The organism is Streptomyces sp. NBC_00536 (genome assembly GCF_036346295.1).
GTDB lineage: Bacteria > Actinomycetota > Actinomycetes > Streptomycetales > Streptomycetaceae > Streptomyces.
This window is the reverse complement of record NZ_CP107819.1, coordinates 8,012,495-8,027,077: the sequence shown is the minus strand read 5'-3', so window position 1 is coordinate 8,027,077 and position 14,583 is coordinate 8,012,495. Positions and strand designations below refer to the sequence as shown.

The following is a 14,583-nucleotide window of genomic DNA, read 5'->3' as shown; positions in this document are numbered from 1 at the left end:
CATGACGCGTTTCACGAGTGGGGCACGGCGGGCGGGGCTGGTCGTGGGGGCCATGGCGTTGGTGCTCTCGGCGCTGCCGTCGGCGAGTGTCGCCGCGACGGGCGGGGGCGAGGGCGGAGGTGGTGACGGTCCGCGGTGGTGTCCCCGTGTGGTGGGGCAGCGGGTGGACTGTGGTTCGTTGCGGCGGCCGCTGGTGGTGGGCGAGCCGGAGCTGGGCACGATCGGGGTGAGTTACGCGGTCGTGCGCCACCGGGGGCAGGGTCCTGCCAGGGGAACCGTCGCGGTGAATCCCGGGGGGCCGGGCGAGGTGGCGATCGACAAGGCCGGGGAGTTCGCGGCCGGGTTGGCGGAACTGCTGGAGGATCACGACCTGCTGCTCGTCGATCCCCGGGGCACCGGGAAGTCGGAGCGGATGCCGTGCGGGGTCACGGACGCCGAATACCGCTTCGGCACGCGCCAGGAGCAGCGCGACGCCGTCGCGCGCTGCGCCCGTACCCTCGGCCCGCGCGCCCAGGGGTACACCACCGCGGCCACCGCCGATGACATCGATGCCGTCCGGGCCCGGCTCGGGGTGCGGCAACTCACCCTCTACGGGCTCTCGTACGGCACGTACCTGATGCCGGTGTACGCGAGCCGGCACCCCGAGAGCGTGCGCGCCGTCGTGCTGTCCGGGGCCTACCCGCACGACTTCGACCCCCTCGTCCGGCCCAGCGCGGAGGCCGTCTCGCTGGCCCTTCGCCGGGTGTGCGAGCGTTCCGTGCCGAAGGCGTGCGACGGGGACAAGGCCGTACGGGACCTCGCCACCACGGCCGCGCGGTTGCGGGAGCGGCCGTTGACCGTGCCGATCGAGGCCGGGGGGAAGACGTACCGCGAGCGGTTCACCGAGGGCAAGCTCGCCAACCTCATGTACGAGGCCGCGAGCCGCGGTGCGGGTATGGAGCCGGACGGGGCTTCGCTGCTCGGGAGCGCGCCGTGGGCCCTCGACCGTTTCGTCAAGGGCGATACGGGGCCGCTGCGCCGCCTGGTGCGGGAGGAGGGTTCCTCGGGCAGCGCGGAGGACCAGGCCCCGTACATCGCGGTGGTCTGCAACGACTACCGCAAGGCGTGGGCGGCGGATGCCCCGCCGTCCGTGCGGTGGCAGCAGTACCGCAAGGCCCTCGCGGGCGCGGGGCAGGGCGGTTTCGGCGCTTTCAGCGGCCAGGGGTTCACCGAGGGGCCGACGGACGGCGGGGACGTGTGCATCTCCTGGCCGCGCGAGAACACCGCGCGCCCGCAGCCCACGGACCTCGCGCTGCCCGATGTCCCGGTCCTGGTGCTCTCCGGGGACCTGGACGCCAACACTCCCGATGCCAACGGCCGCCTGGCGGCGGGGAAGTTCCGTCACAGCACCTTCTTCTCCGTGCGCAACGTGGGGCACGTGCCCGAGCTGGAGCCCAGCGGTTGCGTCACGGGCATCACCAGCCGGTTCATCCGTGGCGGCGCCCCCGGTGACACGTCCTGCCTGGAGTCCTTGGCGCCGATCGCCGTCACGCCCGTGGGCCGCTGAGGCCCGGCGTCGTGACCACGTCCACCGGCGGCGAAGATGATCACATGACTGAGGTGAGCGAGAACCGCCGTACGGTGCTGGTCGTCGAGGACGACCCCGGTGTGCGCAGCACGCTGGACCAGCTGCTGCGCTTCGAGGGGTACCGCGTCCTGCTGGCGTCCGACGGGCTCGAAGCCCTCGGCGTGCTCGAACGGGACTCCCCCGACCTGGCGTTGGTGGACGTGGTCATGCCCGGGCTGGACGGTCTGGCGCTGTGCCGGATGCTGCGGCGGCGCGGCGAGCGGCTGCCCGTACTGGTTCTGACGGCCCGTCACCAGATCGGTGACCGGGTCGCCGGTCTGGACGCGGGCGCCGATGACTTCCTGTCGAAGCCCTTCGCGACGGAGGAGCTGTTCGCCCGGATCCGCGCCCTGCTGCGGCGCACTGCGGACCCGCAGGCCGCGGCCGGTGCCGGTGCCGGTGGCGCGGCCGGTGCTGGTTCTGGTGCCGGTGCCGGTGTGCTCGCCTTCGCGGACCTCACCCTCGATCCCGGGGCCCGGCTGGCGCACCGGGGCTCCCGGCCGCTGGACCTGACGAAGACCGAGTTCGACGTGCTGGAGCTGCTGCTGCACCACCAGGGTGCCGTCCTCACCCGTACGCAGATATACGAGCGCATCTGGGGCTACGACTTCGACACCACCTCACGGTCCCTCGACGTGTACATCGGCTACCTGCGCCGCAAGACCGAGCAGGACGGTGCGCCACGGCTGATCCACACCGTGCGCAACGTCGGCTACACCGTCCGGGCCGCGTGATGCTGCGGACCAAGATCACCCTGGTCGTCGTGGCCGCCGCCGCGCTCGCCATGACGCTGGCCGCGTTCCTCTCGTACCGGGGCGTCAGCGACGTCGTCGCCGAGCAGTTCGACCACGCGCTCGAAGATCGCGCGGTGACGGTCGTCGCCCTGCTCGGCGCCTCCCGTACTCCCCCGGTCCGGCCGGACACGACCGAACAGGTGCTCAGCGCCGAGGGTGCCGTGCGACCGCTGGACCCGGGCCGCCCGGCGCTGCCCGCCCCGGAGTCGGCCCTCGCAGTGGCCCGCGGCGAGCGGAGCGGCGCCCGCGAGGACATCACCGTCGACGGCGCGGAGTACGGCGTCCTGACCGTGCCGCTGCCCGGCAATAGCAGTGGAGGTGGGGGTGGAGGTGGCGCGCTCATGGTCGCCCAGCACTACGCGGGCGCCGAGCGCATCGACCACGCGTTCCTGTGGCGGGTCCCCTGGACGACCGTCGCCGCCACCGCCCTGTCCGCGCTGCTGAGCTGGCTCGCCCTGGACCGGATCCTGCTCCCGGTGCGCCGCCTGGCCCGGGTGACCCGGGACATCACCACCACCCGGGACCTGACCACCGCCCAGGACCTGGCCACCGCCCTGCCGCAGGCCGGACGGGACGAGATCGGCCAGCTGACCCGCAGCTTCGCCAGCATGTTCGACGCCCTGCGGCGCTCCCGCGCACAGCAGCAGCGCCTCGTCCAGGACGCCAGCCACGAGCTGCGCACCCCGCTGACCTCGGTGCGCGGCAGCGCGGAGCTGCTCCAGCGGGGGCGCGGCAGGCTCGCCCCCGAGGACGAGGAGCAGATCCTCACCACCCTGGTCACCGAGGCGGCCGCGCTCGACACCCTGGTCCGCGAGCTCGTCGACCTCGCGACCGACCGCTCCACCGAGGAGGAACCGGCCGAGGTCGACCTGACCGCCGAGGCCGAGGACGCCGCGCACCGCCACCGGCAGCGCACGGGCCGGACCGTCACGGTCACCGCCCGCGCCCCCGTCCCGGTACGGGCCCGCCCGCGGGCGGTGCGGCGCTGCGTCGACAACCTCCTCAGCAACGCACTGAAGTTCAGCCCCGGGGACACCCCCGTCACCGTCCACGTCGAGGGTGCCCGGCTGTCCGTACGCGACCACGGTCCCGGTATCGCGCCGGACGAACGGGACGCCGTCTTCGACCGCTTCTACCGCGGCCCGCGCACCCAGGCCGTGCCGGGCTCGGGCCTCGGGCTCGCGATCGTCCACGACCTGGTCACCGCCGACGACGGCACCGTCTTCGCCACCGCCGCCCCGGACGGCGGGGCCGAGGTCGGCTTCCGACTGCCGCCCCATGCCCCGCGGGCCCGTTCCTAGTCGCCGTCGCCGCCGCTGGATCCGTTCAGGCCGCGGCGCTCGCGGCGGCGCCTGTCCTTCGCGGCGCGGCGCACCAGTTCACCGCCGGCGAGCGTCACCCTCGCCACACCGCGGGCCCATCGGGGCCCGCCCCGCTCAGCCCACACCACACACGCACACCCGCCGATGACGAGCGCCAAGATCCCCAGCAGTGCCAGAGCAACCATTTTCCCCACCTCTGTGTTCATTCGTACGGTTGCGAATCTACGGGTCAAGTCAGAGCTGGGGAACGTACGGGGCGAGGCCGACGATGAGGATGGAGCGTTCGCCCGGCCCTGGCTCCGAACCCGCGCGGACCGGGCCGACGTAATGGCTGACCCTGTGGTCGTGGACGGCGTAGCCCTGCAGTGGCTCGGTGAGGGTGAAGTCGGCGTGGATGTCCGCGGCCGGGTCATCGGGCCGGAGGCCCGCGCTGTCGGGTGTGGCGATGACGTTCTGCCCGCCGGTGACGTTGGTACGGCTGATCAGGTGGGCGAAGGTGAACGTGCTCGCTGAGCCTCCGTCCTGATGGAGGCAGTCCGGGGAGGAAACGGCGACCTCGTCGTGATGGCGGACGCCGAGCTTGATCAGGTGGACACCGGCCCACAGCGGCCGTCTTGCCAGGTTCTTCAGCCCCAGGACCTGTTCGATGTCCCAGCGCAGGAGCCGCAGCAGCAGCGGGTTTCCGCGCAGCGCCTCGGGGAGCTCGGGGAGAGCGCGCCGCTTGGGCCGCGCGTACTCGGGGTCGTGCTCGTCATGCTCGTCGCGCCCGTTGTACCCGTCGTCCTCGTTGTGGGAGAACGAGGTGACCGTGCCGTAAACGGGGTCGGGGGTTCCGGGGATCCAGGACAGTTCGTCCTTCCACGGCAGGTACACGGCATGGGAGTAGCGGCGGAACCGGTTCGTTCCCGGCGCGTTCGGGTCGGGCGGCAGATCCGCGACGACCTCCCGGATCCGGGCCAGGTCCCCCGCCGCGGAGCCGGCGGGCGCGATGCCGAGCCGCTCCGGGCCGTAACGGACGAATCCGCGCTCGCGCAGACCGCCCGTGCCGTCCCCCGGACCTCCCGCGCCGGAGGGCGACCGCCACTCGGGGTCAGTCTTGTGCACGTGTTCCTCCAACAGGTCAGGCCAGGTCCAGGAGGAACGACCTTTCCAGAGCGGACCGGCCGGAGCCAAATGCCCGCGGGGAGGACCCTAGGCGAGGGACCTGGGGGGAGGGACCGGGGGGGGAGGACCCGCGGCGAGGCACCGGGGGGAGGACGCGAGGGGAGGACCAGGTTCAGCCGGCCGGGGGTGCGACCGTCCGGCGCCGGTGCTCGCCGCGCAGCACCCGGCCGGCCGCCTCGTCGTCGTAGGAGCCGCAGGCGGTGCCCGACCAGATCGACGCCTGACGGGGCAGTGAGTAGTAGGGCACGAGCACCGTCACGGGGCGGTCACGCGCGTCGCGGACCGTCCAGAGGGCCGGCAGGACATTGGGGGACTCCCCCGCGATGAGGGCGAGCCGACAGGGCTCGCACGCCGGGCGGCGCGCCGCGGCGGCCTCCCGGGCGACCACCTTCCGCCCCTTGCGGACACCCTGGTTCCGGGGCGGCTCGGCGGCAGTCCCGTGCAGCGGGTTGTAGAAGCAGCGGGGACGCGGCGCGGGCGGGCGTTGGCCCAGGTGCCGGGCACGGGCGGCGGCGAACAGTTCGACCGCCCGGTCGGCGAGCACCACGCAGGCCGCAAGGTCCGGCAGGTCCTGCGCCTCGTCCAGCAGCTTGCCCGCGGCGTGGTACGCCTCCGTGGCGGCCAGGTAGTCCCGTCGTACCGCGTTCTGGCCGAGGGCCGGTGTGAACTCCAGCCGCGGGTCGGCCAGCAGCTCGCCCACTCGGGCGAGGTGTTCCGCCGCTGCCGGAGCGAGCTGCTCGCGCAGCGCCTCCCACTCCGCCCGGACCATCCGTTCCCGCTCGCGCAAGCGGACCCGGCTCGGCGGATCCGGGTACGCCGGTCCGTTCCCCAGCCGCCCGCGCAGCCAGCGGAGATCAGGCACGGCGGCCAAGACGGCGCGGAACGGATTCGGTACCCGGTACTTCCCCACGGATCCCCCTCCGCACCCCGTGATCGGGCTTCCACAATAGCCAGCTCCGAGCGCCGTTCAACTCGGCGACGGCGACAGCGGGGAGTGGGGCGAGCGGGGGCCGCGGGCGGTCGCACCGGCTTGCGGGAGGAGCCGGAGAAACAGCGGGAGGAGCCGCAGAAACAGGAGAAGCCAGAGGAGCACGAGGAGCCGTACCACCCTCCTCAGCGCGCGGCCGCCGCGCACGCCCGCACACGACGGACTGGTCGCATTTCGGACTCCCAAAGGAAGAGGGCACCGCACGGATCGGCTTCCGCGATCCCACCAGGCAAGTCATGTGCAGGACAAGTCAATTTGACGGTTGATGCCGAAGGCTTTACCTGAATGCGCAGTTCACCGACCCCTCGGCCACCGGGTCGCACCCGGAGATCCACCCCTCAAGCGGAGCAAGTCCCGCCGCGGAGAAGGGCTGTTGGACCATCCCGGGCAGTCCTGCGCGGGCCCGGACCACCCCGGGCCGTCCGTTCAGCGGACGCAAAGAGGCGAAATCCAGCCACGTTTCGGCGAATTCATGACGCGGTCCTGACAAGGGTGTTGATCGTTGGCACTCTCTCCCCATCCCCAGCGCGGACCAGCTCCGCGTGCTCGGCCCGGTCGGCCTCATCCCAGCCGCCCGGTACCCCCCATGTATAAGGAGTCAGCGTGAAATCGACGCACCGTCGTCACGCCACCGCCACCGGCGCCCTGCTCACCGCGGCAGCTCTGCTCACCGCGGTCGTCCAGGCCGGCACCGCCAGTGCCCAGGCCGAGGCGCCCGCGAACGCCGCCGCCGCCAAGGGCCAGGCCGTACGCAACCCGGGTGCGCTGCCCGCGCAGCTCTCCCCGTCCCAGCGCGCCGAGCTCATAGCCAAGGCGCAGAGCACCACGGCCGCCACGGCCAAGGAACTCGGCCTCGCCGCCCAGGAGAAGCTCCTCGTCCACGACGTCACCAAGGACCAGGACGGGACCACCCACACGCGGTACGAGCGCACCTACGAAGGACTGCCCGTCCTCGGTGGCGACCTGGTCGTGAGCCGTACCGCCGCCGACAAGACGCAGAGCGTCAACAAGGCGTCCAACGCCCAGCTGGCGGGCATCTCCACCGCCGCCCCGGCCGACGCTCCGGCGGCCGCCGGAGTGCAGGCCCTCGACGCCGCGAAGGCGGTCGGCTCCAAGGCCACCAAGGCCGACGCCGCGCCCCGCAAGGTCGTGTGGATGGCCAAGGGCGTCCCGACCCTCGCCTACGAGACCGTCGTCGGCGGCCTCCAGGACGACGGCACCCCCAACCAGCTCCACGTCATCACCGATGCCAAGACGGGCGCCAAGCTCCACCAGTGGCAGGGCATCGAGACCGGTGTCGGCAACACCCACTACAGCGGCCAGGTCACCCTCGGCACCTCGCAGTCCGGTTCGAACTTCACGATGAACGACACCGGCCGCGGCAGCCACAAGACGTACAACCTGAACCACGGCACGTCCGGCACGGGCTCGCTCTTCACCCAGACCAACGACACCTGGGGCAACGGAGCCAACTCCAACGCCGTCACCGCGGGCGCCGACGCCGCGTACGGCGCCGGGGTCACCTGGGACTTCTACAAGAACGTCCTCGGCCGCGCCGGCATCCGCGGAGACGGCGTCGCCGCCTACTCCCGCGTCCACTACGGAAACGCCTACGTCAACGCGTTCTGGGACGACGGCTGCTTCTGCATGACCTACGGCGACGGAACGGGCAACAACGACCCGCTGACCTCGCTGGACGTCGCCGGTCACGAGATGACGCACGGCGTCACCGCCGCCACCGCCGGCCTCAACTACAGCGACGAGTCGGGCGGCCTGAACGAGGCCACCTCCGACATCATGGGCACGTCGGTCGAGTTCTACGCCAACAACCCCAGCGCGCCGGGCAACTACCTCATCGGCGAGCAGATCAACATCAACGGCGACGGCACCCCGCTGCGCTACATGGACAAGCCGAGCAAGGACGGCGGGTCCAAGGACTCGTGGTACTCCGGCGTCGGCAGCCTCGATGTCCACTACTCCTCGGGCCCCGCGAACCACTGGTTCTACCTGGCCTCCGAGGGCTCGGGCGCCAAGACGATCAACGGCTTCAGCTACAACTCGCCGACCTCCGACGGTCTGCCCGTCACCGGCATCGGCCGGGACAAGGCGCAGCTCATCTGGTACAAGGCGCTCACCACCAAGTTCAACTCCAGCACGGACTACGCGGGCGCCCGCGCCGGCACGATCGCCGCGGCCACCGAGCTGTACGGGGCCGGCAGCGCCGAGGTCAACAACATCACCGACGCCTGGGCCGCCATCAACGTCGGCGCCCGTTCGAACGGCGGCACCCCCACCCCGGGGAACGTCTTCGACAGCACGACCCGCGTCGCCATCCCGGACTCCCCCGGCCCGGCGGTCACCTCGTCGGTCGCCGTCACCGGAATCACCGGCAACGCGCCGAGCACGCTCAAGGTCGGCGTGAAGATCACCCACACCTACATCGGTGACCTCCAGATCGACCTCGTGGCACCCAACGGCACCTCGTACCGCCTGCAGAGCTCCTCTTCGGACTCCACGGCGAACCTCGACAAGACGTACACCGTCAACGCCTCGGCCGTAGCGGCCAACGGCACCTGGAAGCTGAAGGTCCAGGACAAGGCCGCCCAGGACGTCGGCACGATCACCGACTTCAAGCTCACCTTCTGATTCAGGCGCACCTTCCGCACGACCGCGCCTGATCGGCGCTCCTCGTAAGACAAGACGTCAGGGCCGGCCTCCACCCGGAGGCCGGCCCTGACGTGCGTCCCGGCACACCCTGAAGCGCTCCGACCCACAGCATTGAACACAGTATTGAACACGTTCAGATTCTCTGACAGCATGGAGGCCGGGAGCCTGCTGGAGCGGGGGACGTGGATCCGCCCGCCCTTGCCACAGGTTCGCCGTGAGATCCGGGGGTCGGCGCGACATGCTCTTCGTCTTTCTCTTCTTCATCGTCTTCGGCTTCATCGTGGTGGCAGCGCCGGGCTTCGCCCTCGGCTACGCCTTCGTGGTGACGAGCAGCAGGCTGTCACTCCTGGCGAGGCTTCCCATGCTGGTGGCCCTGGCGGTGGGTTCGGGGCTGGCCTGGCGGCAGATGGTGGGGGACGCCAACTTCTGGCGGCCGGCCATCATCGCGCTGTCGTTCCTCGCGACACTCACCTCGGGAGCCATCTTCCTCGCGCGCGAAGCCCGCGCACGACGCGCACGGCGCGCACCCGTGTACCCCGGACCGGTGTGGCCGGCCTGGTCCCCGCCGACCGAGCCTCAGCGGCCCACGCACACCGATCAGCAGGGCCGGGGTGCGTGAAGCGCCTGGTGCGCGCCAGGCGCGCGCTGTCGCCGCGGTGGTCGGGTGCGGGGGCAGGTCAGTCCCACTGCTGGTCCGCCAGGGAAGTGACCGGCTGGGGCTTGCCGATCACGGCCAGGGCGATGAAGAAGTTGATCTGGCCGATCGCGATCGTGAGGGTGGCCAGCGCCTTCTCGTCGTAGTGCCTGGCCGCCTCCGCGTACAGCTCGTCGCTGACCCGCTCCTTGCCCTGCGGGGCGGGCTGGAGGACCGCCTCGACCAGGGCCAGGGCGGCCCGCTCGGCCTCGGTGAAATAGGGGGCGTCCTGCCAGGACGACACGGCCGTGATGCGCTCCTCGGACACCCCGGCCTTGCGGAGGAAGTTGGTGTTCAGGATGGTCAGGTAGGTGTTGCCGACGATCTGCCCGGCGCGCAGGTGGACCAGGCTCATCGTGGCGCGGGGCACCGAGCGGTTGCCCGTGGCCCGGAACAGGGCGGCGCTGACGTCGCTCAGTTCCGGGACGAACTCGCCGGGGTTGGGCATCCGCGAGATCGAGGCGGAGGAAGAGGGGGAGGAAGAGGAGGAGGAGGAGGAGGAGGAGGTGGTCGTCATGGCTGCTGGCTCCTTCGGTCGGTGTCTACACAGCACTGACGGATGGGGCGCCGGGAGTGTGACCGGTTCGGGGAGATTTTCTCGACGGAAACCGGACGCACGCGGACGGCCGGAACAGGCGGCACCGGGGCCTCGGTGAACGCACACCTCGAATCCTGACGGGCCGGTACCGCTCAGCGGGAGGCGTAGCGGATCCAGGCGTCCGTGAGGCTCTGCAGCGTCGTCCGGGAGGCACCGCCGCCCTCCAGGTGATCGGTGAAGGTCCGCAGCCGGTCGGGGCCTTCGGGCCAATGCGGGTCGGCGGCCGCCTGCCTGGCGACCTCGCCAACGGCGCCCTGGTCCGTCACGTGTCGCAGCAGCCACGCCGTGAACCCGTCCATCGGGCCGCTCCCGTCCTCGAAGTCACCGGCCTCGTCCCACGCTACCGGGCTACGGGGCAACCGGACCCGGACGGGATCGGTGATCGCCTCGCGTACGTGCGGCGGGTTCCAGCCGGTGGGCGGCGCCGACGCCCGCGCACAGCGGCGCAAGATCGACTTCCGGGCCGTCGGCCGCTCCACGAGACTCAACGATGAGCTCCCGGAAGAAGGCTGAGGTAGTCATGACGGAACCGGAGGATGCCCTTGCCATCCGCCACGTCGTCGAGCGGCTGATGGAAGCGCACCCCCATCTGGACGCCGCCGTGGTGCGCAGCTCCGTAGAGACGGCGTACGAGGAACTCAGGTACGCACGGGTACGCACCTACCTGCCCGTCCTGATGGAACGCCGGGCCAAGGACCTGCTGCCCACCGACGTGCGGGCGAAGCGGGATTCCTGAGCCCTGACCCCGTTCGGGCCCGGGCGGCGGCCCGCCCGACCGCCATGACGGCGGAGGCGCCCGTGCGAGCCGCGAGACTCTCCTGCGGCGCGTGCGCCGTCGCGGACCGATCAGGGCTGTCGGCGCCGCACGCAGTAGGCGACCGTGACGACGGCGAGCAGCGGTCCCCACAGCAGCATCGGCACGTAGCACGCGTTCATGATCCATGCGGCTGCGCCGTGGGGAGCCTCGGACCCGCCCACATCCGCGGGCGCACCTCCCCAGAACATCTGCAAGGACAGTGCGGTGACCGCGAGGGCCCCCAGCATCCCTGGAACGGCCACCGCCCAGACCGGGATGCGCCTGCCGCCCAGGAACGGCAACCAGCGCGGGACCGACTCTCCCCACGGCCGGACCAGACCGATGGTGAGGAGTGCGAGTCCCTCGGTGAAGAGGGTCAACAGGGTGATGTAGGAAGAGGTTTCCAGGCCGGGCTGCCAGTCCTTGGCCAACTGCCCGCTGAATCCCACCGGGATGCCCACGGCCATGGCCATCCGCCACAGCCCCGAGGGCAGGACGGCCACCGGTACCGCACGGGCCATCCGGTTCACCCAGCGCGGCACCGCGTCAGAGACGACGTCGGCGCCCGCGTTCGCCTTCGCGTCGGCGCTGACGTCCACATCGGCGTTCGCGTTCGCGTTCGCGGACAGTGTGCCCCCGGCCACCATGACAACCTCCCGGATGGTGTGTCTGTGTGTTCGCGCCTCAGGATTCCGCCCCGCGCCCCACATCGGCGTCCTGCCACGGTGGCGTCGTGTCTCCTCCCAACGGATGAACCCGCCTGGTTCCCAGGCATCTTGAGCATGGGGTGGTGTTCATGCCGGATTCACAGGGGGCGCTCATCCTGGGCGTCATGGTCCTCAGTCGACGAGCACTGCTGGCACTGGCACAGGCAACCGGCGCGGCCACCGTCGCCGCCACTCCTCTCCTTCCGGCTCCTTCCGACGCGATTCCGGCCCCCGCGCCGACCACCCGCCGGACGACCACCACGACGACCGTCACGACGACCCTGCGCGGCACGATCCCGGCGGGCGCCCCCGACTTCGTCTACGTCCCGCTGGAAGTACCTCCGGGTTTACGTGAGTTACGCGTCTCCTACCGCTACGAGAAGCCTGCGACGCCACCCGGCACTCCCGGCAACGCCCTGGACATCGGGCTGTTCGACCAGCGCGGCACCGCCCTCGGCGGCCGCGGGTTCCGGGGGTGGTCCGGCGGTGCGCGCTCCGAGTTCTTCCTCCGCGGTGACGACGCCACCCCGGGCTACCTGGCCGGTCCCCTGGAGCCCGGACGCTGGTACATCGCGCTCGGTCCGTACACCGTGGCCCCGCAGGGGCTCGCGTACGAGATCACCGCCACCTTCGTCACGGGCGAACCGGCCCCTCCCGCCGCCGCGGCCCACCCGCCCGAGCGGCTGCCGGGCCGCGGCCGGGCCTGGTACCGGGGGGACTGCCACGTGCACTCCGTGCACTCCGACGGGCGGAGCACCCCGGCCGAGATCATCGGCCTCGCCCGGGCCGCCGGGCTCGACTTCATCAACACCTCCGAGCACAACACCCACAGCTCACACACCGCCTGGGCGGACGCCGCCGCGGCCGGTCTGCTCGTGCTCACCGGTGAGGAGATCACCACCCGGACCGGCCACGTCCTGGCCGTCGGGACCGATCCGGGCACCTTCGTCGACTGGCGCTACCGGGCCTGCGACGGCCGTTTCGGGCGCTTCGCGCACGCCATACGACAGGCGGGCGGGCTCGTCGTACCGGCCCATCCGCACGCCACCTGCATCGGCTGCGCCTGGAAGTTCGGGTTCGGCGAGGCCGATGCCGTGGAGGTGTGGAACGGACCCTGGACCCCCGACGACGAGGTCTCCCTGGCCTCCTGGGACGCCACGCTGCGCGGGAGCGAAGGGGACCGCTGGCTCCCGGCCCTGGCGCACAGCGACTACCACCGCGCCCCGGACCGGCTGGGCGGCCCGCAGACCGTGGTCCTGGCCGACGACCTGTCGCGTACGGCGATCCTCGCGGGGCTGCGCGCCGGGCGGGTCTACGCCGCCGAATCCGCGGCCGTCTCCGTCGACTTCAGCGCCGTCACCGCGCGCGGCGCCCACGCGGGCACCGGTCAGCGGCTGCGGACCGGCGGACCGGACACGGAGGTCCTCGTCCGGCTGTCGGCCACCGGCGCCGAAGGCTGTGAACTGCGGCTGGTCACGGACCAGGGCCTCGCCCTGACCGCCCCGGCGGCCGCGGCGCTGACCTGGCGCACCACCGCCGCCCGGGCCGCGTACGTACGCGCGGAGGTGCGCCACCCTCCCCAGTTCCCGCCCCTGCCCGGAGCCCTGGCGGCCTTCACCAACCCGATCTGGCTGACCGGTTGACCCATTGACCGGCTGGCTGGCTGGCTGGCTGGCTGGCTGGCTGGGTCAGCGGATCCTGTGTTCCGTCCAGAACGGGCCGAGGTCCTTGGTCGTCGCCGCCTGTGCCGCGCGCTTGAAGTCCTCGGTGGTGGAGACGCCCAGCCAGTGGTCCCGTACGTAGCCGCGCAGCATGTCCGCCATCGCCGGGCCGCCCATGACGCGTTCGAGGTCGTGCAGGGCGCAGGCGCCGCGCCCGTAGACGACCCGGACGTATTCCGAGCGGTGGCCGTCCGCGTAGTAGGACATGGGCCGGGTGACGGCGGCGGTGTCGCTGGGCCACGTGCCCTGGTCGTCCCAGCAGGTGGTGGTGGGCTCCCGGAAGTACAGCTGGCTCGCGTACTGGGCGAAGGATTCGTCCAGCCAGGGCGACGCGAACTGGTCGTTGCCGACGATGCCGTAGAACCACTGGTGGGCGATCTCGTGGGCGGCGGCCGACCCGTCGGATTCGGTCCACAGCAGGACGAGGCCCGGGAACTCCATGCTGCCGAAGTCGTCGAGGGCGTCGCTCATGACGAGGTCGAGTTCGCCGTACGGGTAGCGCCCGAACCGCTTCCCGAACTCGTCGACCGAGCCGGCGGCGTCCTTCAGGACGGTGGCGACGCCCTCGGGGGGCGTGGTGGCGGTCCAGTACGCGTTCAGCCGGATCCCGCCGGGCGAGGTCACCGTCCTCGACAGGAAGGGGCCCGCCGCCCACGCGAAGTCCCGGACCCCGCGCGCGACGCTGGTGGTGAGCGTGCGGCCGGGTGCGCCCGCGCGGCGGGTGGTGGTGCCCGTCGCGGGAACGACGAGCGCGCTGGGGTGGTCGAGGACGACGCGGAAGTCACCGGCGAGGGTGTCGAAGCTCTCGCCGAAGCCGACGTCCGGGTCGAGGTGCGGGCCCTGCGCGTCCCGTACGGACAGCAGGGGCAGCGCGTTGCCGAGGTAGCGGTGGGCGCCGTCCCTGCCGAAGCGGTGGATCCGGTCCGGGACGGTGATGTCGACGTCGAAGGAGACGCTCGTACGCGCCCCGTACGGCAGCGGCGCGGGGAGGTCGATCCGCAGCGCGGTGCAGCCGACGGTGAGAGGCTGCGGGGTGCCACCGGTGATGCCGCCCACCCGGACCGGGGACGGCTTGTCCGGGGTTCCGCAGCCGTCGGTGCCGTTGCCCCACAGCCGTACGTCGACCGAACGCAGCGGGGTGCGGGCGGCGTTGCGGAAGGAGACCGTCTGGCGGCCGGTCCAGTGCGAACCGTCGTCGTCGGCGCGGAGCGCCACGTCGTACGAGGGGCGGTCCGGTGTCGCCGCCGACGCGGCGCGCGCGGGGGTCGCGGAGTCCGTGGAGTCCGTGGAGTTCGTGGGGGCCTGCGCCGCGGCCGACTGGGGAACGAGCACCAGCACGGCGGCGAGGGCGGGCAACAGGGCACGCCAATACCTGAGCGAGGTCATGGCAGGCACGCTAGAACGTCCGTACGCCCGGACGGGTCCGTTCCAGACCACTGCCACGGATGCCCGGATGCCCGGGTCCCCGGGTCCCCGGGTCCCCGTCCGTCGGCCCGCTACCCCATCGGCACGGTGGGCGCCGGCCG

14 protein-coding genes are annotated in these 14,583 nt (G+C 72.0%); 7 read left to right on the top strand and 7 right to left on the bottom strand.

The annotated features are described in order from the left end of the window. The first annotated feature begins 1 nt into the window (after position 1). The 3 genes from OHS33_RS34425 to OHS33_RS34415 are packed head-to-tail and all read left to right on the top strand — an operon-like array spanning position 2 to position 3,701. The gene (locus OHS33_RS34425) at positions 2-1,546 is read left to right on the top strand and encodes an alpha/beta fold hydrolase (protein ID WP_330334343.1); all 1,545 of its coding nucleotides are present in this window, start codon (positions 2-4) and stop codon (positions 1,544-1,546) included. A gap of 44 nt (positions 1,547-1,590) precedes the next feature. Continuing rightward, complete coding sequence (locus OHS33_RS34420) at positions 1,591-2,340, top strand: response regulator transcription factor (RefSeq protein WP_330334342.1); 750 nt, start codon at positions 1,591-1,593, stop codon at positions 2,338-2,340. Then, positions 2,340-3,701 carry a sensor histidine kinase gene (locus OHS33_RS34415; RefSeq protein WP_330335317.1) on the top strand — a complete coding sequence of 454 codons (1,362 nt, stop codon included), beginning with the start codon at positions 2,340-2,342 and terminating at the stop codon, positions 3,699-3,701. The genes OHS33_RS34420 and OHS33_RS34415 overlap by 1 nt, the downstream gene beginning before the upstream one ends. Here OHS33_RS34415 and OHS33_RS34410 read toward each other — a convergent pair. The 3 genes from OHS33_RS34410 to OHS33_RS34400 form a co-directional block, all read right to left on the bottom strand. Continuing rightward, a complete protein-coding gene (locus OHS33_RS34410; RefSeq protein ID WP_330334341.1) occupies positions 3,698-3,907 on the bottom strand; it encodes a hypothetical protein in 210 nt (69 codons plus the stop codon). The genes OHS33_RS34415 and OHS33_RS34410 overlap by 4 nt on opposite strands. Before the next feature lie 49 nt (positions 3,908-3,956). After that, positions 3,957-4,826 (bottom strand): 2OG-Fe dioxygenase family protein, encoded by an 870-nt coding sequence (locus OHS33_RS34405; RefSeq protein ID WP_330334340.1) that lies wholly within the window; start codon positions 4,824-4,826, stop codon positions 3,957-3,959. A 172-nt stretch (positions 4,827-4,998) separates the two neighbouring features. Next, positions 4,999-5,748 carry a hypothetical protein gene (locus tag OHS33_RS34400; protein ID WP_330334339.1) on the bottom strand — a complete coding sequence of 250 codons (750 nt, stop codon included), beginning with the start codon at positions 5,746-5,748 and terminating at the stop codon, positions 4,999-5,001. A 729-nt stretch (positions 5,749-6,477) separates the two neighbouring features. Between OHS33_RS34400 and OHS33_RS34395 the strand changes: the two genes are divergently transcribed. Together OHS33_RS34395 and OHS33_RS34390 are read left to right on the top strand one after the other, a co-directional pair. Beyond that, positions 6,478-8,520 carry a M4 family metallopeptidase gene (locus OHS33_RS34395; RefSeq protein WP_330334338.1) on the top strand — a complete coding sequence of 681 codons (2,043 nt, stop codon included), beginning with the start codon at positions 6,478-6,480 and terminating at the stop codon, positions 8,518-8,520. 259 nt (positions 8,521-8,779) lie between these two features. Further along, the gene (locus OHS33_RS34390) at positions 8,780-9,160 is read left to right on the top strand and encodes a hypothetical protein (RefSeq protein ID WP_330334337.1); all 381 of its coding nucleotides are present in this window, start codon (positions 8,780-8,782) and stop codon (positions 9,158-9,160) included. Positions 9,161-9,218: 58 nt separating this feature from the next. Here OHS33_RS34390 and OHS33_RS34385 read toward each other — a convergent pair whose 3' ends face one another. Both OHS33_RS34385 and OHS33_RS34380 read right to left on the bottom strand, forming a co-directional pair. Further along, a complete protein-coding gene (locus OHS33_RS34385) occupies positions 9,219-9,752 on the bottom strand; it encodes a carboxymuconolactone decarboxylase family protein (RefSeq protein ID WP_330334336.1) in 534 nt (177 codons plus the stop codon). 173 nt (positions 9,753-9,925) lie between these two features. Beyond that, on the bottom strand, positions 9,926-10,321 hold the full coding sequence (locus tag OHS33_RS34380; RefSeq protein WP_330334335.1) for a hypothetical protein: 396 nt from the start codon (positions 10,319-10,321) through the stop codon (positions 9,926-9,928). Positions 10,322-10,353: 32 nt separating this feature from the next. Between OHS33_RS34380 and OHS33_RS34375 the strand changes: the two genes are divergently transcribed. Beyond that, the gene (locus tag OHS33_RS34375; protein ID WP_330334334.1) at positions 10,354-10,569 is read left to right on the top strand and encodes a three-helix bundle dimerization domain-containing protein; all 216 of its coding nucleotides are present in this window, start codon (positions 10,354-10,356) and stop codon (positions 10,567-10,569) included. A gap of 110 nt (positions 10,570-10,679) precedes the next feature. Here the strand turns inward: OHS33_RS34375 and OHS33_RS34370 are convergent, their stop codons facing one another. Next, positions 10,680-11,276 (bottom strand): hypothetical protein, encoded by a 597-nt coding sequence (locus tag OHS33_RS34370; RefSeq protein WP_330334333.1) that lies wholly within the window; start codon positions 11,274-11,276, stop codon positions 10,680-10,682. A gap of 149 nt (positions 11,277-11,425) precedes the next feature. Here OHS33_RS34370 and OHS33_RS34365 point away from each other — a divergent pair, with 149 nt between their 5' ends. Continuing rightward, positions 11,426-12,979, top strand: a complete 1,554-nt coding sequence (locus tag OHS33_RS34365; protein WP_330334332.1) for a CehA/McbA family metallohydrolase — start codon at positions 11,426-11,428, stop codon at positions 12,977-12,979. A 45-nt stretch (positions 12,980-13,024) separates the two neighbouring features. Here OHS33_RS34365 and OHS33_RS34360 read toward each other — a convergent pair whose 3' ends face one another. Further along, positions 13,025-14,443, bottom strand: coding sequence for a M1 family metallopeptidase (locus OHS33_RS34360; protein WP_330334331.1), 1,419 nt, complete (start codon positions 14,441-14,443; stop codon positions 13,025-13,027). Between the last annotated feature and the right edge of the window lie 140 nt (positions 14,444-14,583).

Coding starts and splice junctions, on each gene's coding strand:
- OHS33_RS34390 (WP_330334337.1), top strand. CDS start 8,780: ATGCTCTTCGTCTTTCTCTTCTTCATCGTCTTCGGCTTCATCGTGGTG.
- OHS33_RS34415 (WP_330335317.1), top strand. CDS start 2,340: ATGCTGCGGACCAAGATCACCCTGGTCGTCGTGGCCGCCGCCGCGCTC.
- OHS33_RS34375 (WP_330334334.1), top strand. CDS start 10,354: ATGACGGAACCGGAGGATGCCCTTGCCATCCGCCACGTCGTCGAGCGG.
- OHS33_RS34410 (WP_330334341.1), bottom strand. CDS start 3,907: ATGGTTGCTCTGGCACTGCTGGGGATCTTGGCGCTCGTCATCGGCGGG.
- OHS33_RS34420 (WP_330334342.1), top strand. CDS start 1,591: ATGACTGAGGTGAGCGAGAACCGCCGTACGGTGCTGGTCGTCGAGGAC.
- OHS33_RS34365 (WP_330334332.1), top strand. CDS start 11,426: ATGCCGGATTCACAGGGGGCGCTCATCCTGGGCGTCATGGTCCTCAGT.
- OHS33_RS34370 (WP_330334333.1), bottom strand. CDS start 11,276: ATGGTGGCCGGGGGCACACTGTCCGCGAACGCGAACGCGAACGCCGAT.
- OHS33_RS34425 (WP_330334343.1), top strand. CDS start 2: ATGACGCGTTTCACGAGTGGGGCACGGCGGGCGGGGCTGGTCGTGGGG.
- OHS33_RS34385 (WP_330334336.1), bottom strand. CDS start 9,752: ATGACGACCACCTCCTCCTCCTCCTCCTCCTCCTCTTCCTCCCCCTCT.
- OHS33_RS34360 (WP_330334331.1), bottom strand. CDS start 14,443: ATGACCTCGCTCAGGTATTGGCGTGCCCTGTTGCCCGCCCTCGCCGCC.